18 protein-coding genes and 2 pseudogenes are annotated in these 22803 nt (G+C 58.4%); 12 read left to right on the top strand and 8 right to left on the bottom strand.

Translation table 11 applies throughout. The features are described from left to right. From MP439_09960 to MP439_09915, 10 genes are all read left to right on the top strand, one after another. The coding region (locus MP439_09960; protein MCI2976381.1) for a hypothetical protein at positions 1–185 on the top strand (185 nt) is incomplete at its 5' end. 213 nt (positions 186–398) lie between these two features. Continuing rightward, on the top strand, positions 399–884 hold the full coding sequence (locus tag MP439_09955; protein MCI2976380.1) for an NfeD family protein: 486 nt from the start codon (positions 399–401) through the stop codon (positions 882–884). Further along, complete coding sequence (locus tag MP439_09950) at positions 881–1864, top strand: SPFH/Band 7/PHB domain protein (GenBank protein ID MCI2976379.1); 984 nt, start codon at positions 881–883, stop codon at positions 1862–1864. The genes MP439_09955 and MP439_09950 overlap by 4 nt, the downstream gene beginning before the upstream one ends. Positions 1865–2074: 210 nt before the next feature. Then, the gene (locus tag MP439_09945; GenBank protein ID MCI2976378.1) at positions 2075–4435 is read left to right on the top strand and encodes a PD-(D/E)XK nuclease family protein; all 2361 of its coding nucleotides are present in this window, start codon (positions 2075–2077) and stop codon (positions 4433–4435) included. Positions 4436–4546: 111 nt separating this feature from the next. Continuing rightward, positions 4547–7609, top strand: coding sequence for a UvrD-helicase domain-containing protein (locus MP439_09940; GenBank protein ID MCI2976377.1), 3063 nt, complete (start codon positions 4547–4549; stop codon positions 7607–7609). 17 nt (positions 7610–7626) lie between these two features. Then, entirely contained in the window at positions 7627–8169 is a 543-nt protein-coding gene (locus MP439_09935) for a hypothetical protein (GenBank protein MCI2976376.1), read from the top strand. A 72-nt stretch (positions 8170–8241) separates the two neighbouring features. Further along, positions 8242–8793, top strand: a complete 552-nt coding sequence (locus MP439_09930) for a sigma-70 family RNA polymerase sigma factor (GenBank protein MCI2976375.1) — start codon at positions 8242–8244, stop codon at positions 8791–8793. Further along, positions 8793–9557 (top strand): anti-sigma factor, encoded by a 765-nt coding sequence (locus MP439_09925; GenBank protein MCI2976374.1) that lies wholly within the window; start codon positions 8793–8795, stop codon positions 9555–9557. Before MP439_09930 ends, MP439_09925 begins: the two co-directional genes overlap by 1 nt. 106 nt (positions 9558–9663) lie before the next feature. Then, positions 9664–11223: an acyl-CoA/acyl-ACP dehydrogenase gene (locus MP439_09920; protein MCI2976373.1), complete on the top strand. Its 1560-nt coding sequence runs from the start codon at positions 9664–9666 to the stop codon at positions 11221–11223. Between the two features lie 99 nt (positions 11224–11322). Next, a complete protein-coding gene (locus MP439_09915) occupies positions 11323–12171 on the top strand; it encodes a hypothetical protein (protein MCI2976372.1) in 849 nt (282 codons plus the stop codon). An 80-nt stretch (positions 12172–12251) separates the two neighbouring features. On the opposite strand, the gene MP439_09910 is transcribed toward MP439_09915, so the two are convergent. The 6 genes from MP439_09910 to MP439_09885 are packed head-to-tail and all read right to left on the bottom strand — an operon-like array spanning position 12252 to position 18131. Next, positions 12252–13202: a CoA ester lyase gene (locus MP439_09910; protein MCI2976371.1), complete on the bottom strand. Its 951-nt coding sequence runs from the start codon at positions 13200–13202 to the stop codon at positions 12252–12254. Between the two features lie 37 nt (positions 13203–13239). After that, a complete protein-coding gene (gene treS, locus MP439_09905; protein MCI2976370.1) occupies positions 13240–14913 on the bottom strand; it encodes a maltose alpha-D-glucosyltransferase in 1674 nt (557 codons plus the stop codon). Further along, positions 14914–15687: an enoyl-CoA hydratase/isomerase family protein gene (locus tag MP439_09900; protein ID MCI2976369.1), complete on the bottom strand. Its 774-nt coding sequence runs from the start codon at positions 15685–15687 to the stop codon at positions 14914–14916. Then, positions 15687–16658, bottom strand: coding sequence for a methylmalonyl Co-A mutase-associated GTPase MeaB (gene meaB, locus MP439_09895; protein MCI2976368.1), 972 nt, complete (start codon positions 16656–16658; stop codon positions 15687–15689). The genes MP439_09900 and meaB overlap by 1 nt, the downstream gene beginning before the upstream one ends. Before the next feature lies 1 nt (position 16659). Then, on the bottom strand, positions 16660–17922 hold the full coding sequence (gene murA, locus MP439_09890; protein ID MCI2976367.1) for a UDP-N-acetylglucosamine 1-carboxyvinyltransferase: 1263 nt from the start codon (positions 17920–17922) through the stop codon (positions 16660–16662). 14 nt (positions 17923–17936) lie between these two features. Further along, positions 17937–18131 carry a hypothetical protein gene (locus MP439_09885; GenBank protein ID MCI2976366.1) on the bottom strand — a complete coding sequence of 65 codons (195 nt, stop codon included), beginning with the start codon at positions 18129–18131 and terminating at the stop codon, positions 17937–17939. A gap of 316 nt (positions 18132–18447) precedes the next feature. Between MP439_09885 and MP439_09880 the strand changes: the two are divergent. Further along, a pseudogene (locus MP439_09880) lies at positions 18448–18996 on the top strand (IS607 family transposase). Positions 18997–19157: 161 nt separating this feature from the next. Here MP439_09880 and istB read toward each other — a convergent pair. Next, positions 19158–19772 (bottom strand): annotated as a pseudogene (gene istB, locus MP439_09875) (IS21-like element helper ATPase IstB). A 280-nt stretch (positions 19773–20052) separates the two neighbouring features. Further along, complete coding sequence (locus MP439_09870) at positions 20053–21123, bottom strand: IS4 family transposase (protein ID MCI2976365.1); 1071 nt, start codon at positions 21121–21123, stop codon at positions 20053–20055. Positions 21124–22244: 1121 nt separating this feature from the next. Here MP439_09870 and MP439_09865 point away from each other — a divergent pair. Then, the coding region (locus MP439_09865; protein ID MCI2976364.1) for a flippase-like domain-containing protein at positions 22245–22803 on the top strand (559 nt) is incomplete at its 3' end.

Raw genomic sequence — 22803 nt, 5'->3', positions numbered from 1 at the left:
TCCATGACATCACATCAAGGACCAAAGATCGCCAGATCGACCGGTTCACTCCCGATACGCAAGTGAAGAAGATCCTTGACGAGAGGTTCTACGCCGAATGGAAAGCCGCAGTATCCAATTGGATGCTCAGGCTGCCGCTCACGGCAGGACTCCAGGCATACCACGACAACGCAAGTTGGACCTAGGACGTGGTCAAGCATCGACTTGGGCTCGTTCTGTCCCTGTGGAGAGGGCAGAACACTCACAGGCGGCTGGAGAGCGAACACACAAGAGGTGCAGGTAAATGTAGATGTATCTTGGAGCGGCGAGCGTTTGATGATACTGAGGAAACGGCATAGCGGTCATTGTTGCTGGCCCACTATGTGTGGTACGATAAGTTCTAGAGGTATCGAGGTTCTATGGTTATCGCCGTTATCGTTGTCGTGGTTGTCGTTGGGCTGTTGATCGCTGTCGGTGCGCATGTTGGCCCTCATGGGTCGATCGTGACTGCCTCGATCGGGATGGCTGCGGGTATCGTTTTGACGCTCATGCTGAGCCATTCCCATTCCTCACTAGCAGCAATTCTGTGGACCCTCGTGGTGCTGTTGTTCGTCGCGGTCATCGCGGTGCTGCTCACCGGAGTCCGCGGGTTACGAAGCACGCAATACCACACTAAAGAAGCGGTGCCGGGCCTTCTTCAACTCCTCGACTCGGCAGGAGTTGCCACCTCGCGAATCGATCCCGTCGGGACTGTTCAGATCGCCGGCAAAGGCTGGTCGGCCCAGAATGACGCCGACGATCCGATCGAAGTTGGAACGACCGTCTTCGTGACACGCGTCGAGGGCCTCAAACTTCACGTCATCCCAGAAGCCCCCAATGGGGCAAACCGAAAGGAAACGCCATGATAGCAGCGGGCATAATCGTCCTCATCGTCTTGATCATTCTCTTGTTTGTGCTGACGAAAACGATCAAGATCCTAAAGGAGTACCAGCGAGTCGTCGTGTTTCGTCTCGGCCGATCCATCGGCTCTAAGGGGCCAGGGTTATTGCTGATCAACCCGATCATCGACCGCCTCAACATGGTGGACCTAAGAGAGCAGTACCTTGAGATCCCGCACCAGACCGCCATCACGAAGGACAATGCGCCGATTTCGATCGACTTCATCATGTTCTACCAGGTCATCGATCCGGTGCAGTCGGTCATCGCGGTGCAGAACTTCTCTGGGGCTGCCCTCAATGTTGCCGCCACCACCCTGAGGAGTGTCGTCGGGGATATGTCGCTCGATGATGTTCTCTCGCGCCGTGAGGACATGAATTCAGTCCTTCGGCTACGTCTCGATGAGATCACCGAGAGGTGGGGAGTCAAGGTCTCCAACGTTGAAGTTCGAGAGATCAACCCTCCCCCGGCCGTCCAGGACGCTATGACCCGCCAGATGTCGGCCGAACGCACGCGCAGAGCGGTCGTCACCGAGTCCGAAGGACAGAAGCAGGCAGCCATCACCGTCGCCGAAGGTCAAAAGCAGGCATCGGTACTCGCGGCGGAGGGGCAAAAGCAAGCCACCATTCTGGCCGCAGAAGCAGAGCGCGAGTCTGCGAAGTTGCGGGCACAGGGTCTCTCAGATGCCCTTGAAGCGGTCAACACGAACGCTGCACGTTCGGATGCCAACGTCCTTACACTGCAATATCTTGAGACACTGCGCCAGCTCGCACAATCGCCTTCGACCAAGTTCATAATCCCATCTGAACTCACGGGGCTTGTGGCGACCATGGGACAGGCAACACGTACGGCAATGGAGTTCGTCCAACCATCAGGCAACGGCACCACATCAGCCAACGGCAATGGCAGTAAGCCCCCTGCTGTTGACAAGGCAGCAAGCGTCAAGTAAGTCTTGCCAAGACACCATCAACGACGAGCCTGGTTTGCCCGTTGGTCACTGGCCCGTGCATCGTTACCGATAGCTCGTTGAGTCAGTAGGGCTCGCAATGGGCGTGTTTGCCTTTCGCCCAACGTGCTCTAAACGGCACAACCACGCGTACACGACGATCAAGCCCACCCCAAAGAGCACCGACACGCTGTAGCACCTACACTGGACCGAGTGGACGAGGAGACGACGCAAAGCAAGCGCAGTCGCACGATCAGTCTCGTTAACGAAGACCAGCTCAACGGCACAGCGACCACTACACTGATCGAGCAGGCAGCGCAAGATTCCCTTGTGGCCGAGCCGTCGACGCTCGTTGATCAATGGCTGATCACCTCGCAGGCCCAAAAGTTGGGAGCCAGTGCACGAATCGTCGAGGCCATCGTCGAGCTGGATCGCTTTGCGATCGACCCACCATCGCTGACGTCCGTCGGCTACCATGGCAAACGTCTCGCAACGCTCTTGGAAGATTTCCAACGTCTGCGGGACAGCCGTACCGGAACGTTAGGAGCAAAGACAACGCCGGGGACACAACCCTGGTCGCGCGCCGTGGCCGACGTTCGTCTCTATGCCCCAACCGAGTTATCGCTTCTTACACAGGGCGCCGCTCCTGATGCACGGCTCAGCATTGCTCGCTGGCGATCGCCCCAGTTTGACCCGTCGACGAAGAGAATGGTCGACCAACTCACTCAAGCTGGATTCTCCCTCTCGGGTCACTTTCAGTGGGAGCCGCAACCAAGGGCTAGCACCACGATCCACCAGTTCGCCGATCCCGACGAAGAGGTCGCCTGGGTGCTGGCCGAACTCACGGCCCGGCTCCACGTCGGCGAGGTAACGACCGACGAGATCGCCATCTACGCACCACCGATTCCCAGTTACCATCGAGCGCTGCGCCACTACAGCGATGCCTTCGGCCTTCCTCTCTATCGACACGAGAGAGGCCGTGCATCGCTGACGACCCTTGGGCACCACCTGATGGAACTTGTTGAATTCGTCCAACTCGGCCGCGTTCTCGGCTCCGCCCAGCGCACCCGCGAACTCGCCGATCTTGTGGCGGATCTACCCACGCCGCCGGATGGACAATGGGACGATCTAACGAGCTGGCTGGTTCGCGCCATGCAGCGTTTGTTCGACCATGCGACGCTGAGTTCCCAGGTCACACCCTTCGACCAGCAGCTCCTCACCCAGCTCATTCCTCACCTCGAACGCAGTCCACTTGTTACCCGCAACCAGCCAACGCTCGTCGACCTCCTCGGTGCTCTCAGCCAGCTGCTGCACTCGTTAGAGCTCGACGTCGCCACCGCCCATGCCGGCATCAGTGTCGTTACCTCCGGGGTTCCAGCCGGACAACGAACCTTCGTCGCCCTCCTTGGGGCGGTTGATGGCCACTTTCCATCCGCGCTCAACGAGAACCCCGCGCTGCCACTCGCGGTGCGTGACCGGATTCACGGGTTGCCGAGCACCGCCGAACTCGTGCGAATGCAACACGTTGGTGCCATTGGGGTCCTCCAAAGTGCAAGACGAGATCTCATCATCACCGGTGCCAAGCGGATCGGATCGGATCGGACATTACCAAGCCTCCTCCTTGAGGAGCTCGATCTCCATCCGACGAGTCCACCCCCGCGTTATAGCGTCCTGAAAGCCGAGAGCGCGTCACTGAGTGTCGACACCACTGAGCTGGGGGCCAAATTGGCGCGTGCTGAGGCCATCGAGCGTACTCATATTCGTCAGCACGAAGACTCTGAGTTCGCCGGACAGGTCGGTGCCCTCAACCCCCGTATCCTCTCTCCAACCCAACTCGAGGATCTTGGGCAGTGCCCATTCCGGTGGTTTGTCAAGCACTATCTACGGGTCAGCGTCCCCGATGAAGCAACGAGCGAACCCGATCCTCGCCAGCTTGGTCAACTGGTTCACACCGCGCTTCAACAGCTGGTTTACCTGGAGCCATCCTCCATCAGCCATGCCGATGTCACGACCATGTTGGAAGCGCTTGCCCCCTCACCCCTGCGCCTCCACACGCCAAACTGGCAACCGATCAGAGATGAGATCGCCACCCAACTGCTCGCCATCGCTAATCATCCCGATTTTGCCTCCCCAGGTTCAAAACCATCCGTCGAACTTGAGCTCCGTGGTGATTGGTACGGGATTCCTGTCATGGGTCGCATCGACCGACTCGACGAGATAGGACCGGGCGAGTACCGCATCATCGATTACAAATACTCGAGGTCGGCGCCAAGCGGCATCCAGAATGCTGAGGCTCGTCTCACCATCGACGTCCAGCTCTCCGTCTACACCAAGCTAGTGGAGCAACAATTGGGGCATGTTGTTTCTGCGACATACTGTCTTGTCAAGAAGACCAACTTCGTGAAGGCTCCTGGCATCTCCAAAGGTGAAACTCCTGCGCTCGAAGCCGCCGCAGCCCTGAAGGAACGACTCCACAGCGGACATCTGCCCGTTGCTCCCGACAACGAGCGACTGACCTGCAAGCACTGCGATTACGCTCAGGCCTGTCGGATTGCGAGCAGCAATGCTGGCTAACAGACTCCACACAACCGCCAGCCACCAGAACTCTTGGCCCCACCCCGGTGCCACCGTGTGGACAATCGGTGTAATGTCACCAACACTGCACGACAGCAGGTGCCTGCGTCGATGATGGAGCTCAACGATCGGCAGCGCCAAGCAGTGCAGGCACCAGGCACAGTTACCATCTCCGCAGGGGCTGGGACTGGTAAAACCCAGACGATGGCGGCCCGCTACCTTGCGCACATCGAGGCTGGCATGCGCCCGCTTGAGGTCGTTGCGGTGACCTTCACTATCCGGGCGGCATCGGAGCTACGCCGCCGCATCGTTGAGCAACTACGCGAGCGACTCGATGGCAATGACCCTCGGGTGCTCGAGGTTGAAGTCGCTCCGATCGGCACTATTGACTCACTCTGCCAACGGATCTGTGCTGAATTTCCGATCGAATCAGGTCTCGACTACGACTTTGCCGTCGTCGACGAGACAACGTATCAGCAATTTCTCACCCAGGAGTTGCCTCACCTTCTTGAGGCTGTATCGCAGAGCACCTACGCGTTGATCGACTACTCAGCGCTCAAGACGCTGGTTATGAGCTTTCTCGCCGATCTTGAACGATTCCGGCGCGCGATGACTGTCGACATCGACGCCATCAAAGCCGACATCAACGTGGCTCGCCGCGACGTTATCATGACAGGACCATTGGCGAGCTTCGCTAACCAACTCAGCGAGTACACGCCACTCCCCGTTCAAGATCAGATTGCCGATGCCCACAAGACAGCTCTTCATGCCATAGCATCACTGCTCGCGGGCGACGATTCCGGCTTTGCAAGGCTCAAGTCCCTGAACCTGCGTGGGGGTTCAGCCAAGCATTGGGCGCCTGGAGAGTTCGAATCGGTGAAGGAGGTTCTTCGGGCACTCCGCGACTACGTCAGGTCACTCCCCCTCTACGTCACCGATGGCTTCAATGAGACCGACGAGAGACATCAGCTGACCCTTCAAGCTATCGCTGAGGCCGTGGAGCTCGTTAGGCAACAGCTGGTAGAGCTGAAACGAATTCGTCGCATCGCCGACTTTAACGACTTAGAAATCCATGCCCTGAGAGCCTTGGAGGATCGAGGTGTGCGTGACGAGCTCGCCACCCGCTTTCGTGCCATCCTGGTTGACGAGGTACAAGACATCAGCCCACTGCAGTACGAAATTCTCGAACGACTTGCTACGACGGCGACATTGGCCGCCGTGGGAGATGTTAAACAGTCGCTCTATCGTTTTCGTGGCGCAGAGCCTGCCCTCTTTGCTCAACAGATCAACCAGAGCACCATGCACGTGACCCTTGAAGACAACTATCGGACAATCCCCGGGCTCGTGTCGTTTGTCAACACCACCTTTGTCGATCTCGTCGAACCGTATGAGCCGCTGTATGCCAAGCGCACACAGACCTACGAGCGCAGACCGGTGGAGGTGCTTGCCATCGACGAGACCAGCGCCGCCACCATGCCAGTGCGTCGTCGTGCGCTCGCTCAACAAATCGGTCATCGTATCCTCGGCATTCTTGAAGAGCCATTTCTCGTCGTCGATCCACGTACCGGCGATGCTCGACAGGCTCAACCACACGACATCGCCATCATCGCATCACGATGGGCAACGCTCGATGGCGTCGCGGAGGAGTTGCAGCGCCTGGGGTTGGTGGCCAACATCGTTGGTGGTGGCCAACTCCTTGCCACTCAGGAGGCGTGGGATGTGTTGACGCTGCTCTCGTTCTTGGATAATCCACACGAAGACCTCGCATGCATCGCCCTTATGCGGTCCCCGATGATTGGCATCAGCGATCGAGAGCTCGCGACGCTGGCAAACACCAAGGAACGCTCCATATCGTGGTTCGCTCACCTCCTGCGCGAACTCGCCGACGATCCGCGGCTAAGCCCAATTCGCATGCTGCCCTTTTCTCCCACACCGCTCTCCCCAAGCGATCAACTGGCCAAAGCCGGCGACCTGCTCCTCTATCCAGAGCTGCTCGCACGGCTCAACCATGACGAGCGTCGTCGTGCCGATTGGGTGGCACTGCTCGATCTCGTTGACCAGCGGGCCAACGAAGGCTTCGATACTCGATCGATCGTGAGCTATCTGCGCACTGCTCTCGCAGAGCAGTCGCGAATCCAACGACCACCGATCGAAGCCCAGGACGCAATCTCGCTCGTCACGATCCATGCCTCCAAGGGTCTGGAGTGGCCAATCACCTTCGTCATCGACTTGGACCACCCACCAGCCCATCAACCTCGCCAGCTCATCGATCCAAAACGAGGTGTCGCCTTTACGCTCGCCGATGAGACCTCTGGCCACCTCTCTTGGATACAGGAACACCAGGTAAAGGAGGATCTCCTCGAGGAGCGTCGCAAGTGGTACGTCGCCACCACGAGGGCGAGAGACCATCTCATCCTTGGCTTTGCCTCACGGTCGCAGGTCGATGAACTTCTCTCTCGTATCGAAGCTCAGTTCGAGATCACGACGTGTCCCATCGATGCCCCACCAGCGAACCCACGGGTCGCGCCCGAATCAACCAAGCGCAGCTATCGACAGGCTCCCGTGGAGCTCACCGCACCGTGTACAACGATCCATCGAACCCTTAGCAGTCGAGCGCTGAATGACTTCCGGCTGTGTCCGCTCCTGCTAATCAGTGCCGACCCCCCTTTCGGGCCAGCTCGGCGCCTCAATCAGCTTTGGTGTCAGCGGGCTAGCGAGGGCATCCCAGTCGAAGAACACGACCTCGCGTGGATGGGAGCCACCGAAGCACGAAACCTCCTCAACGACGTTGGAGGTTACCCCGAGACCCTCACGCCCTACCTTGCCAATCGGCCGGTGCTTTGCCAAGGTGCCAGCCCCGTCGGCACCTGGTCGATCAGCTGGGGACCATTCCTCGACGATGGAACGGCGCTCATCGACGTCACGATGGAGCAGGGCGATCTCGTCGGCCTCGCACTCGCCACTGTTGAGCGTCCCGGCGTGGGGGCCGCTATCTTCAACCCGGTGACGTCGCATCTCCATTCGCTCACACCTGCGGAGTTGCGCCGCATGAACGCTACGTTGGCCCCACTGGTACGAGAGCTCGATGCGCACCAACTCGGTCCTCGCGAGCACCGCGGCAACGTCTGTCGCTCCTGTCGGGCTCGCAATACCTGTCACTGGGTTGAACGCTGAGACCATAGGCTCTAGCTGTGTCTTCAATCGATCTCGCAGGTTTTATCACCGACGTCAAGGGCCAAGCCATCCATCATGGTTTCCACGTGCACGACGAACGCCACTTCATGGAGACCTACTCGCTTCGCCAGTGGTGGGAGGTAGACCTTCACCCAGAATCGGGGTGCGGCTCACCCGTGGAGCTCCATCTCGCCCTTGATGTTGACCCGCGGGTCCTCCTGGCCTTCGAAGATGCGCTCACGACCGCAGCCGATTCTGAAGCAATCCCTGATGAGTTTTTCTTCCCGCTGACACTGACCTGGACACTACCTGCGCCTGAAATCGAACTACTCAACCTTGCTCTGGATCTGGCTGGCCTTACCGGAATGTCACTGCCACTAGAGGTTGCCGCCACCGACAGCTACGGTTCGCCCGCAGCTACCCCCGAGCGAGTTATCAGCGTGACGGCCAGACGCTCCGTCTCGCTGACGAAGATCATCGAAGGGGAAGAGACCATCGTTGAGACCCTCAAACGCGCCAACGACGTCAGCCTATTTCTCCTCAATCTTGTAGAGCAGTGACCCGTGTCAAACCCGCCCATCCACAACCAACGTCCGCGTCGAAGTAAGGTTACGGAACCACAACTACATGAAATGAGTGACGCCTCTCTCGTTGTCGCGGTAGCGCGCTACAACCAAGACGCGTTGGCAGAGATCTTTCGACGACATGGAGGGGCAGTGCACGCACTCGCGAAGCGAGTAACCCGCGACGCTGCACTGGCGGAGGAGGTCACCCAGGAGCTCTTCGTTCGACTCTGGAACGAACCGGAGCGTTACGACTCCGCTCGTGGCACCTTGCGAACCTTTCTCCTCATGCAGACGCACCGCCGGTCGGTGGATGTGATCCGATCCGAAGAGGCGCGAAAGCGACGAGAGCAGACCGATGCCGCCCAGATCGCAGCCGCCTCCTACGATATCGATCACGAATTCGGCGATCTCGCGGACCGGGAAGCCATTCGTGAAGCGTTAGCGACGCTCCCCGAGGAGGAGCGTCGAGCGATTCAGCTCGCCTTCTATCATGGGCTGACCTACCGAGAGGTCGCCCAGCGGCTCGAGCAGCCCGAGGGCACAGTAAAGACGCGAATCCGCTCGGGACTCAAGAGGATGAACGAAGCACTCAGTACGTGGAAGGTTGTAGAGCCATAATGAGCAATTACTCCAACAACCCAGAGCCGATGGGTCACCATGAGGCCGAGAACCTGCTCGGAGCCTACATCATCGACGCCGTGGACACCAGTGAACGCGAGGCCATCGAGGCACATCTCAAAGACTGCCCGGCCTGTCGATCGGAGGTCGACGCGCTACGGCCAACCCTCGGCATGCTCGCCAACGAAGGCGGACCAGCACCCGCGGGAATTTGGGAGCGCATCGAACACGAGATTGGCGGTCTCAACGACCCGGTTCTCCCCTTTCGCCAACCGGCACGACGCTCACGCCTTCGCATCCCAACGATCATCGCATCAACCGCACTTGCCGTCGCGGCGGCACTCACTTTGATCTTTGGTATCGAGATCCACAGCCTCAATCATCAGGTCGCACAACTTGGCACCCAGGTCACCGCCTCGGCTACCAAGGCAATCGCCACCGCTGCACTCTTACAACCTGGCGCTAAGCAGTTTGCCCTCGTCGACCCCCATGGCAAAACCGTCGGCAACGTGGTTGCGCTGCGCTCAGGCGAAGTTGTGCTCACCTCATTTTCGATGCAAGCCTTGAGTCCGAAATCGACCTATCAGGTATGGGCAATCGTCGACGAGCGGCCAATATCACTTGGGCTGCTCGGCAACCGGCCAGGGGTCTCCGTGTTTCACACCCAGGGCCACCATGCGTTCGAGTTTGCCGTCACCATCGAACCCGCACTCGGAGTGGCCCAACCGACTAGTGCGCCGGTCGCGACCGCTGCCATTGTCTAGCGTGCCCACCCAAGAGCACGGGCCACAGTGGTGACGCCATCAGCCTGCGAGCTCTGATACGATTTGGTGACCCCGTGCAGTTGAGGTTGACGAGTAGGATCGATACATGACCGATACCCTCTTTAGCCTTGTCCAATCTGGACTCGATCTCCTCAACGAAGCCATCACCGAGCAGATGAAGCTGCTGGTCGAATCCGGGCTTGGCGAGACCGAACAGGTCAAGACCTACCAACTCGCCCAGAGTGCCTCGGCGTTGCTCGCCATCCCACCGATGATCACCTACGCAGGCTATGGAGAACACGAGGCAGCGGTGGCTGCACTGTTTTGCACCCAGACACTGCGCTCGAGTGCGGCAGCGCTGTTGGAGGCAGGACTCCTCGATCCACATCAAGGTCAATCCCTCTTTGCCAACACGCCAACGGTTAGAGATGACGTCATGGAACGGGTCGCGCTCGACCCAGGCTTGCCACACCTGGGAGAGGACTTGGCGTTGGTGGCGGACGCATTTCGACGCGTGGCCGACGACAAGATCGCTCCGTACGCCGACGCGATCCATCGCCAAAACCTCGACATTCCAGAGGCAATTATCGAACAACTGGCCGAGATGGGAGCATTTGGGCTTTCGATCCCTGAAGCCTTCGGCGGTTCGTCAACCGAGAGTGTGGACGATCTCATTGCCATGTTGGTCGCCACCGAGGAGCTTTCACGGGTGTCGTTAGGCGCCGGCGGCTCCTTGATTACCAGACCAGAGATCCTCTCGAAAGCCCTCCTGGCTGGAGGAACCGAAGAGCAGAAGCAGCGCTACCTTCCATCGCTTGCCTCTGGCGAACTCATGGGAGCCGTCGCGGTGACCGAACCAGACTTTGGTTCCGACGTTGCCCACCTCACGACCACCGCAACGCCAAAGGACGGTGGCTGGCGCCTTGACGGGACGAAAACTTGGTGCACTTTTGCTGGCAGAGCGAACATCCTCGCCGTCCTTGCGCGCACCAACCCTGACCGTAGCCTTGGGCATCGCGGGCTCTCGCTGTTCTTCGTCGATAAGCCGCCATTTCCAGGCGAGAGCTTCCGACACGAGGCCAACGGTGGGGTCATCGAGGGACGCGCTATTGCTACCCTCGGCTATCGCGGCATGCACTCCTTTGAAGTGAGCTTTGACAATGTCTACGTCCCAACCACCCAACTCATCGGTGAAGCAAGCGGACTCGGCCGTGGCTTCTACCTCCAGATGGCAGGATTCGAGAACGGAAGAATCCAGACAGCAGCAAGGGCCGTCGGCGTCATGCAAGCCGCCTATGAGGCAGCAAAGGCCTACGCCCAGGGGCGGACGGTGTTTGGCAACCCGCTCATCGACTACCAGCTCACCAAAGCCAAGCTTGCCAGCATGTCAGCGACCCTACAGGCAAGCCGTCAGCTCACCTATTGGGTTGCGATCCAGCTCGCCAACCATAACGGCTCGCTCGAGGCCTCAATGGCCAAGGCCTACACCTGTCGGGCAGCTGAATCGATCACCAGAGAGGCAATGCAGCTCCACGGTGGAATGGGCTATGCCGAAGAATACCCAGTCAGTCGGTACTTCGTCGATGCCCGCGTGTTGTCGATCTTTGAGGGTGCCGAGGAGACGCTCGCACTACGAGTCATCGCCAAAGGCCTCGCTCGTCGATAACCTTCACGAGGTGCTCTCTGCGTCCAGCTACACTGGTCGAGGCCAACGGAACCGATGGTCCGACTTTGGCCCCGGTCAAGCTGTGAGATAGCCATGCCGATGAAGGCACCAAGGCCGATGGATGGCCACCAGGAAAGGACGGTGAGTGCACTGCGCAGACTCCTCGGCAACATCTTGTTGAGCCTTGGCATCCTTGCGGGGACCATCGCCATCTTGGCGCATCTGTCGATGTTGACCATCTTCAATCCGAATCGACTCGCCAACGACGCACAAACGCTCAGTTCCAGCTCAACGATGCAGTCGGCGATCGCCGATAGTCTCACCAACACGCTCTCCCCGATCACCGGAATAGCTGGCATCACCGTCTCTCATGGGGAGCTACAGTCGGTCATCGCCGCAGCGCTCCGACAACCCGAAGTTCAGGCACAATTCATCAGCGCTATCCGGCAGGCCGATGGACACCTGCTCGGCACCGATCATGCACCGGTCACCATCGGCGGCCCAGCATTGACCAGATTCATCGCAGCTGGGATCTCTCGGTATTCGAGTTCACTCGGCAATGCCGTAGCTCAGGCCAACCTCCACATCGCAATTCCCGGAGCTGACCTGCCCAACCTAGGGCCTTTGGCGCGTGCCGCCAAGACGGCCGTCCCCATCGCCACCGAGATCGCCATTGTCCTCTTACTGCTCGCGCTGATCATCCACAAGGCCAGATCGGCCGTCATCGCTCGCATCGGCAAGTGGCTCATCGCCATGTCCATCATCGCGGTCCTGATCTTTTGGGCGGTGCCGACCTATCTTCTCCCAAAGATCCACCTCAGCTGGGCGCTTATCGCCACGGTCGTCCTCAAGGCAACCGGCCAAGGCGTGACCGTGTTCTATCTCGAGCTCGCCATCTCGGGCATCACCTTGTATGCACTCTCGAAGGTGGCCTCAAAGCTCGTCTGAGCCAGTTCCAGATCCTTCATGGTCTTGCGCCGGAGTCGATCGTGGCACCGAGCTACTGGCTCAGCAACGGGCGACGCCCGCTACTGCGAGCCTGTCGACTCGCTGCGGACCATCTTGGCTTTTTCACCTCTGGCACGAAACTTCATCGCCATCTTTCGGCTCGCCTCGTCGATCATCTCGTCCCCAAACATGACGGCTCCGCGGCCATCATTGCTCGTGGCAGCCGCATAAGCGTCGAGAAGGTTGCACGCCTTGTCAAAGAGCTCCTGAGATGGTCGGTACACCTCATTTAACACCTCCACCTGCGTGGGATGGATCGCCCATTTGCCGTCATAGCCCAACATGGCAGAGCGCAACGCATACCGACGCAATCCTTCGAGATCGGCGATCTTCAAGTAGGGGCCGTCGATGACCTGGATGCCCGCAGCGCGCGCCGCCATCAAGATCTTGGCGAAGACGTAATGGAAATGGTCCCCGGGATACTCGGGTACCTCGACACCGCCCGTGAGCACCGGCATCTCCATCGACGCGGCAAAATCGGCAGGTCCAAACACCACCGTCTCGACACGTGGGGATGCCGAACAGATCTCTTCGACATTGATGAGTCCCGTGGTCGTCTCGATCTGAACCTCAAGCCCGATATGGCCGGGGGCAAGACCCGCCTCTGCCTCGATCTGTGTGAGCAGGAGATCGGTGGCGATGACCTGAGATGCATTTTGAACCTTCGGCAACATGATCTCGTCGAGTCGCTCTCCGGCGCCGGTGACAACCTCAAGAATGTCACGGAACGTCAACGTCGTGTCCCAGGCGTTAACCCGCACGCAAAGTACCCGGTCATCCCAGCCTCCGGCGGCGATCGCATTGGCTACCGTCGTCCGCGCCGCGACCTTCTCCGAGGACGCAACCGAGTCCTCAAGGTCCAAGAACGTCATGTCGGCTGGAATATCACGGGCCTTGGTGATGAAACGATCGCTCGACCCGGGAACCGAAAGGCAGGAACGACGCAAAAGAGAGCGGGAGCGTAGTGACATGCGATCTATCCTATGCGGCGAAAGACGATCTCGCCGATCACGCGACACACAATTCGAACCACAAGAACCCGTATGGAGCTAGCGTCAACCGATAGCTGCCATCGTCGGCAATGACGGGGAACGGTGTCATACCTAGCAGCTCCACCGGTACCCGCCCGCTCCATCGACCCAGATCAACGGCGACGGGCTGCACCTTGGACGCGAAGTTGACCACACAGAGCACGACACGCTCATCGTTAGCGAGGAAACGCGCAAAGGCGAGGATGGAGTCGTTGTCGACCGACAGCAACGAAAAATCACCATCACCCAACACCGACTCGCGATGTCGCACGGTAAGCATCTCGCGAGTCCAACGCAAGAAGGAGGAGGGGTTGTTCATCTGCGACTCGACATTGACCACCTGATAGCCATAAACCGGATCGATGATGGGGCTGGAGTACAGCCTGGCTGGGTCAGCGCGTGAAAAACCACCGTTGCGGTCTGGCGACCACTGCATTGGCGTGCGCACCGAGTCACGGTCCCCAAGGTAGATGTTGTCACCCATGAGAATCTCGTCGCCGTAGTACAGAATTGGCGAACCTGGCAGGGAGAGGATGAGGGCGTGCAGCAGCTCCGCCACCCGACGGTCGTTGTCGATCAGTGGTGCCAATCGCCGTCCAATACCGACGTTACGCCTCGAGATTGGGTCACTCGCGAAGGCGCTGTAGAGAAATTCACGCTCTTGTTCGGTCACCATCTCAAGCGTGAGTTCATCATGGTTGCGCAGAAAGATTCCCCATTGGCAGCCGGCCGGTATGGCAGGGGTTTGCCGCAATGCTTCGGCGGTAGGCAATGCGCTCTCCGACTTCACGCTGAGAAACAGCCGTGGCATGAGCGGGAAGTCATAACACATATGGCATTCATCACCATTGCCGAAGTAATTGACGACCTCGGCTGGTGGTTGATTCACCTCTGCAAGCAACACCGCTTCGGGGAACTCAGCATCGAGCAGTGCTCGAATACGCTTTAGATAGGCATGGGTAGCCGGGAGGTTCTCACAGCGCGTCCCCTCCTCTTGGAACAGATAGGCGGCAGCATCAAGGCGGAATCCATCGAATCCCAGCGACAGCCAATACCGGACCACCTGAAGGACCGCCTCCTGTACCTCTGGATTTTCATAGTTGAGATCTGGCTGGTGGGCGAAGAACCGATGCCAGTAGTACTGGTCACGCTCGGGGCAATACGTCCAGTTGGAGTTCTGGGAATCGACGAAGATCACCGGTGCCGACTGATAGCCGCTGTCATCATCGGCCCAGACATACCAGTCAGACTTTGGATTGTCACGCGACATCCTGGACTCAAGGAACCATGGATGCTGGTCGCTAGTGTGGTTCAACACAAGGTCAGCGATCACCTTGATACCCCGCAGGTGCGCCTGTGTCAACAGCTCCTCGATGTCGGTCACGCTCCCATAGGTTGGGTGTACGCTCAGATAGTCGGACACGTCATAGCCACCATCTCGCCAAGGGGACGCGTAGAACGGCAGGAGCCATAGGCAATCGATGCCGAGCCACTCAAGATAGTCAAGCTTTGCGGTTACCCCACGAATATCACCTTGCCCATCACCAGTGGCATCGAAAAAGCCACGAATGTAGACCTCGTAAAAGACCGCACGTTGGAACCAGGTCCGTTCGTCACCCAACGCAAGCATCCGCCGCGATGGATCGAGCACCTAACGTCCCTCGAACTGGGCCTTGCCTGGACCCTTCTCAAAGAATGATTTGATGCCGATCTCGGCGTCCTTGGTCCCAAACACCTGCCCAAAGTAAGCCTTCTCCAACTCAAGCCCCTCTTGCAAGCTGCCCGAAAGACCGGCATCGATGGCTCGCTTGGCAAACGACTGCGCCACCAGCGGACCATGGGCAAACTCGGTCGCCCAGGCAACGGCCGCGGTCTCTGCCTCCCCGTCTGGGACGACACGATCGACGAGACCCCAGGCCAGAGCCTTGTCAGCATCGATCGGTTGACCACCGAGAATCATCTCTTTGGCCCGTGACGCCCCAATAAGCCGTGGAAGGCGTTGCGTGCCACCGCCACCAGGGATAATTCCGAGCGCTATCTCCGGCTGTCCAAGCTTTGCCCCCACGCCCGCGACCCGAAAATCACACGAGAGGGCCAGCTCCAGACCACCGCCGAGGGCATAACCCTCCACCGCGGCAATCACCACACGCGGCAGGGTGCTAAGCGCATTGAGTGCCCAGTGAAAGTACTGGCCCATCTCCCGACCAACCGCCATACCTCCGAACTCTCCGATCTCAGCTCCGGCCGCGAAGATGCGCTTGGAGCCCGTCACGACCACCGCCGCCGGAGGATCCAGCGCCATCGCATTCGCATGGGCCCAAAGCTCCTCAAGCAGGCCCTTCGAGAGCGCGTTCGCCTTCGGCCGATTCAGTCGCAGAATGACGACGTTGTCTTCGGTCTCCTCGCGAATCAAAAACTCCTCCATTACGACTCCTCCTTCTCCTTCTCTCCTCGCAGGGAGATAGCGATCAAATCAACCAGCTCCACTGCCGCCTTTGATGGCGTCAATGAACCGTCGCGCACTCGTTGACGGAGATCGTTGCCCTGTGCAACTCCCCCCGCCGCCTGGCGCAGTGTAGCCATCACCAGTCGATCAAACTCGGCAAGGCGTCGTGCACCCCGACGGCGCGCCAACTCGCCATTGGCATCCAATGTGGCCTTCAACTCGGCCAACGTCTCAAACAGCGACACGACGCCATCACCACTGGTGGCGACCGTCTCGATGATCGGTGGACGGTGTTCACTCGCACCCAATTCGAGCATGTTCTCAAGATCTCGACGGGTATCTCGTACACCGGCGCGATCCGCCTTGTTGATCACGAAGATATCCGCGATCTCCATCAGCCCAGCCTTGTTGGCTTGAATCGAGTCTCCCCACCCAGGATTGATAACCACCACGGTAGCATCAGCCTCACCGGTAATCTCGATCTCAACCTGACCTACACCGACCGTCTCAATCAGCACCCACGGAAACGCAAGCGCCTCGAGAAGGCGCACAATCCTTGGGACCGACACCGTTAGTCCACCCAAATGGCCACGAGTCGCCAACGAGCGGATGTAGACCCCAGGATCTTGCGTGTGGCTTTGCATGCGCACCCGGTCACCAAGGATCGCACCACCACTGAAAGGGGATGAGGGATCGACCGCTACCACCGCGACCCGGTCGTCGATGGCACGGATCTGGCCAATCACACGGTCGACCAGGGTCGACTTGCCACTCCCAGGAGCACCAGTGAAGCCAACGACAAACCCGGACTCGTCTTGGCGCGTCACCCATTCTTCGAGATCGTAGTGACCCGTGGTCTCGGAACGCTCGATCATGGAGATCAGGCGCGCAATCGCCCCCTTATCGCCATGCTCTTGTGCCAAGGCAACAAGCTCAAGTGGATCTTCCAATCTACACCTCAATCGTTTCTATCGTCGCCCCAAGCTCCACCAACGTCTCCGCGAGCGCATCGTAGCCGCGCTCGATATGGGACACCGCCAAAACATGGCTCTCTCCGTATGCCGCTAGCGACGCAACCACCAGTGCCGCTCCCGCCCGAATATCGTGCGCCGTCACCTCGGCCCCCAACAATCGAGGCACTCCCCGCACGATGATGTGATGACCCTCGGAACGTACGTTGGCCCCATAGCGGCGCAGCTCGTCCAGGTAACGAAATCGACCAGCGAAGAGATTTTCGCTCACCACACTCACACCATCAGCAACCGACAGCATGGCCACCAACATCGGTTTATAGTCGGTGGCCACTCCCGGATACGGAAGTGTTTGGATATCAACCGCCTTGAGCTCTCCCGAGGCCGTCACGCCCAACGATTGTTCATCGAGTTCGAAGGTGAGGCCAACGCTGGTTAGCTTTCGAATGAGAATCAACATATTTGAAGGATCGACACCTGAGATCCGAACCTGTCCGCCGGTTGCTCCCACCGCAGTCAGATAGGTCGCAGCCACCACCCGGTCCCCTATGACGCGATGATCCATGGGACGAAGACGCTCCACCCCATCGACGATCACCCGCGACGTACCAGCTCCCTCGATTTGGGCGCCCATTTCGATCAGCGCATTGGCGAGATCGATGACCTCTGGCTCTCTGGCCGCATTGTCGATAATGGTTCGACCTCGGGCGGTCACCGCGGCCATCAACACGTTATCGGTTGCGGTATGCGAAGGGAACTCCAGAACGAGATCGCACCCAACGAGTTGGTCGGCCTTCGCCACCAACTGCCCCTCCTGGGCCTCAACCACCGCCCCGAGCGAGGTGAGTGCGAGTTCGTGGATATCGACGGGGCGAGCTCCGAAATCATCGCCGCCCGGCGTGGCGATCGCAACCTGACCGGTTCTCGCGAGAATCGGGCCCAGGAGCACGACCGAGGCTCGAATGCTCTTGACGAGATCGTAATCTGGCTCACTAGCCAGGTCTTCAGGACTTGGTACGTCGACCCGAAGGCGATGTGGACCATGCCAATCAGTCGTTACTCCGAGCGAGGCGAGGATCGACCGCATAATCTCGACATCGGTGATCCTTGGCACATTATCCAACCAATGGGTCCCCGTCGCCAGAATCGTCGCAGCCATCAGCTTAAGGACGGAATTCTTCGCACCCTGGATTTGGACACTACCCTCGAGTCCCGTGCAGTGCTCAATACGATAGGCTCGCACTACGCCGTCCTCCTTTACACCGCTCCACCGACCCATGCTAGCGGTCTTGGGGCCACCCAATGATGACCACGCTGAGGGTGCGAAATCGGCGCGACAACGACAAAGTGAGCACCGGGCAATGGCCCGAGGATCCCAACCCAACCTTCACAAAATCGTCTCGGATCTACCTCCACCGGCGCATTCGAGCGATAGGCACTGCGTTCACGCATCTTGGATGCACCTCGTACACGGTTCCTCTCGTGGGCGGCCTCCCCACTTGCCTCGGATTCGTTCTCGCCCGTGGGATGCCCTGTCCGGGTGATGAACCGTTCCATCGTCTGGGCTGACACCTGTCCCCAATGGCAACAGAACCGGACAGGACGCTGGCCTCGACGAGACCAGGACTGGCGACCGACCACTCCCAGACATTCAACAAAGCGTTGCCGTCTCGATCTGGGAGACAGCCGCTTGGAGGTGGCACGGGGTTGCAGCAGTTGTCAGACATACCTACTAAATCATACTTTCATGAACTTGCGTGAGTAGGCACTGTCCCAAGGTATACATCTACAGACGGCATATCGGTGGTCTAGAGCTGGCAAAATACCGGTACCAACCCATCGCGTAGGCAACAAGCTGATTCTTGTAGGTTATCTGGAGTCAACACAAGAAACGAGTGGATCCACTGTCATCTAAGCGCGAGTATCGTCGTCCGATCAGAAGACAGACCTCGACCTGCAAGTAGCGCGGGTGCTAGCTTGGGCGGCCGAGAACGGATACAAAATCGACAAGGTAGTGACCGAAGTCGGTTCAGTACTCAATAACCGTCGTCCAAAATTCCTCAAGCTTTTGGGTGTTCCAAAGGTCACGACGATATTGGTTGAGCGTCGTGGCAGATTCTGCCGGTTTGGTGCCGACTATGTTGAGGCAGCCCTGAGCGCTCAGTCGAGACGGCTTGTCGTGGTAGATCCTGGGGAGGTTGACGACGACCTCGTGCGTGATGTCACCGAGTCGCTGACCTCGTTATATGCTCGACTCTACGGGAAGCGCTCGGCAGTAAATAAAGCACAGAAGGCCATGGAGGCGGTGTGCTCGTGATTGCAGCTGTGTATTTTCGCCAACTTTGCCACCCATTCTCGCCGAAAATTGCCACCTGTTATCGCTGAACTTTGCCACCCCCTCGAGGGTGCGAGACGGACTGGTTGTAGTGTATCGTTCATCGGTCAAGTGTCGCCTCCTTCTCGATCTCATCGAGCGTGTCATGAGGCCTCGCTCTTATCCTTGGTCACCTTGAACTTCTTGGTTCTCATGGATGCTCCGGTCATCGAGAGGATATGGGCGTTGCACAACAGTCGATCGAGTACTGCATCAGAGACGGTTGGGTCTCCAAGTGCCTCATGCCAGGAGTCAATGGGTAGCTGTGAGGTGACGATGGTCGACTTGCGTTCAGATCGATCCTCTCACACTTCGAGTAGGTCGAAGGCTTCGCTACCGGTGAGTGGCGTGAGCCCGAAATCGCCAACGACGAGTATCTCAGCGCGTGACAGACTCCCAAGTACCCTGAGGTATCTTCCGTCACCTCTTGCAATTGCGAGATCACTAAGGAGCGTCGGTGCTCGCCGACAGGCTGCGCTATGACCTGATCGAATCCCGGCCAAGGCCAAGGCACACGCGAGGTAGCTCTTGCCAACCCCGGTTGGACCGGTGATGAGAACGTTCTGGTGTGCATCGACCCAGTGTGATGAGCTAAAGCCCATGATGGTAGCACGGTCAAGCCCTCTTGGGGTGTGAAAGTCAAGGTCCTCAATGCTGGCTGAGTGTCTGAGCTTGGCAGCTCTTAGGCGGGCGGCGAGCCGTTTGGCTTCGCGGTCCATCGCTTCGTGTTAGCTCCTGTGCTGCAACCCATTAAGTACTGACCTTGTTATAGCAATACCGTTAACTTAGGGTCCAGCTCCTATGACATAGATAAGATCTTTGGCTGGCTTTGAGGGTTGGGGTCGGTTGCTATGGTTGGGATACTTGGTGGGATAGGGACTCATCCGTTTGCGAATCACCCGGGGATTGGAGCGCAGCCTTCGTTTTGGGAGCACTTGGTCAAGGATTTGACAACTTGCGCGGCTGAATGTTTCAGCGAGAACTCGAGGGGGGAAACCCTCAACTGGTCATAGCACTGGTGCGTACCGTCCGGAGAGAGCCGACAAATGAGAGCGCCACCGGGTCCCCTCGTGTGGGTGCCGATACGTCGTACATGAGTTCCCTGATGCCAAAGTGCAGGGCTAACATCCCCCAGATCTCCTGGTAGACGAGCTCGGGAGATTGAGACCGTAGCACTCTTCGTGCCTCCGACTGATGGGTCTTTAATTCATCAAAGGCCGATTCGATCTCCCAACGTTTGGAGTAGAGTGCCGCCAATTCATGAGCCGGTGCCACCTCGGGATCGGTGATGGTGCAAAAGAGGCGGTACAAGAGATCCGAGTCCTCCCCTTCGGTGATCTGGTACTCGATTACCCTGAGCAGAAGCGGACTCTTTCTGACTCTGTCCTTATGGTGATAGACGTTGCCAAGGTAAGAACCATCCTCGAGTTCGGTGACCGTCTCAATTCGGTAGTTGCTCTTTGCCCGCCAGAGGAGTTGGGCACCGGTGTTGGCAGCTCGCTGCCAGAGGTCGTACCCAAAGAACCCTCGGTCACCAAGACAGAGCATCCCAGGTGTGAGCTTATCGATGACACCTTTTGCAAGAATCTGCTCAGCAACGCTGTAGGGGCCTACATTGGCGGCGAAGATCGCATGGGTTCCACACTCTAAGAGGCCGATGATTCTCGCCTTGGCATAGGCAGCCTCGCCAAGTGCGGTGGTTGGCTTTGTAAAGTGAGTGAGGTTCTCTGGGGTGTCAGCGACACTAAGGCTCGTTCCGTCGATCGCAACCAGGCGTAACCCCCGATAAAAGGCACCGGTATCACCAGGAGCTGCCAGTGGCCTTGCAACTGCCTCATAGAGCCTCTTCATGGGTTCGGCCCCAAGGCGTAGACGAGCCTTAAAGATCGCCACCTTGGAGGGGACGTTCCAAGAAGACTGGAATTGATCCATCCACCGCAACCCCTCGCTCAAGTGACGCATGACCTCCTCGTAGGAGTCCTGGGGATAGAGCGAAAGTGCCAAGACGTAATAGATCATCACCCGTGATGGCAACAGACGTACGCGCTGTTGGACCTTGTCGGTTGCGATGAGTATCGAATCGATGAGATCTCTCCCAAAGGTGCGGGTAAGAACCCCCTATGGAGAGATGATCGGTCAACCGTGAGCCCTCTGGTTGTCGTTTCCATCCGGGTCTTGGCATCGGCACCTCCCGAGACTTCGTATAGCACAGGGATGGTACTAAGTTAACGGTATTGCTTGTTATAGAAATTATAGTAAAGTATGCTCAAGAGTGATCAACGTAGCCGCATCAGCAGCGTGCCTCTCGGCAAATCCTTCGCCGGCCCATTGTTGTTCAATTAACCTTGAGATCGCATCCCTGGAGGTGAAACAAGAACGTACGGCGTTGAGAGCGCACTGGCACTTTCCGACTACTTGGCTATATGACCAGCGGGGATCCTTGGCCTCAGATATCCTTACTCTGGTGTTGAGGAGTTGTACGTCCCGTATTGTGAGTAGTTTCATGAGAGCGATGCGGACCTTTGGGAAGACCTTGCCCCGAAAGACAAAAGCTACCTAAGGACCTGGTGCAGCCCCGACAATGAGGTCTGGTGTAGGCTGCAACTATATTGCGAAATAGGCAGACAATGGGACCAACGATCCAGCATGGTGATCTCCGCTCTCAGAACTTTCCGCGACGTGTTGCGCCAGCTACACAGCCGATCCATGGGCAGTCACCGGCAAGTGCCAGGGGCAGACCAGCGGTCTGGAGCGGTCGCCTATGGCCTGGGATGCTCGTGAAAACGAACGGGTTGCCTGGCACGGCCACCATCGAATCATCACCTCCGAGGTATCTGGGTGATCCAATGAACAGTGTGAGGGAGTATTCGCCATCAATCAGACTCTGCCGCGATCGCAACGCCGAACCATCGGCACACGTGCCGAGGCCGCCCATCAACCAATCAAGGTGTCGCATGCATACACCATGCGACGAAACGGCTGTTTGCAAGCGTGGTGACGTGACGTGACGTGCCACCACACTCGGAGCGTCACGAGATCGGCACCACAGCGTCTTTGGGGGGCCACCGACACCTCCCATGATTGTCTTGGCCCCGCTCTTCGCATACGGGACTGGCCTGGTACTTTGTCACCTCGAAGCCGACACTTGACCTTTCGCGGGTACACCACCCGCAGACCATCAACGAAGAACGATGGCGCGTAACGCTCCTAAACGCTGGCGCCAACTCTTCGGCGTTCTTGGTCTCGTGGGTCTCGCGCTCGTACTCTGGGAAAATCGTACCTCATTGGCAAACTTTGTGCCTCTGCTCGCAAGATTGCGCTGGTATGTACTGGCAACGGTGGTCCTCGTCCAGCTCGCTAGCTATTGGCTCAATGGCCTCTACTACCGGTCGATTCTACGGATTTTTCGCTACGACGTTCATACAGGGCGATTGTTTGCCGGCGCACTGGCTACAAACTTCGTCAACTATCTCCTTCCGTCTGCTGGCCTTGCTGGTGCCGGGTATTTGTCGGAGGTTCTAGCCCCCAAAGTACCAAGAGGAGTAAGTGTCCTCGTGCAGCTGATGCGTTATGCATTTAGTGCTCTCGCGGTGCTTTTGATGATGCCGTTCGGGTTCGCGCTCGTCTATGCCCAGAGCAACAAGGGGGGCAGGTCCCTCCTGGACGCGACCGTCGCATCGGCCATTGGCATCACGATTCTTGCGGTCGGTCTCATCATCTTGGTCCATCATGAGGCACGCTTGCGTCGCA

The sequence above is a fragment of the Ferrimicrobium sp. genome, assembly GCA_022690815.1.
In the GTDB taxonomy this organism is placed as follows: Bacteria; Actinomycetota; Acidimicrobiia; order Acidimicrobiales; family Acidimicrobiaceae; genus Ferrimicrobium.
This window is presented reverse-complemented; position numbering and strand designations above follow the sequence as displayed.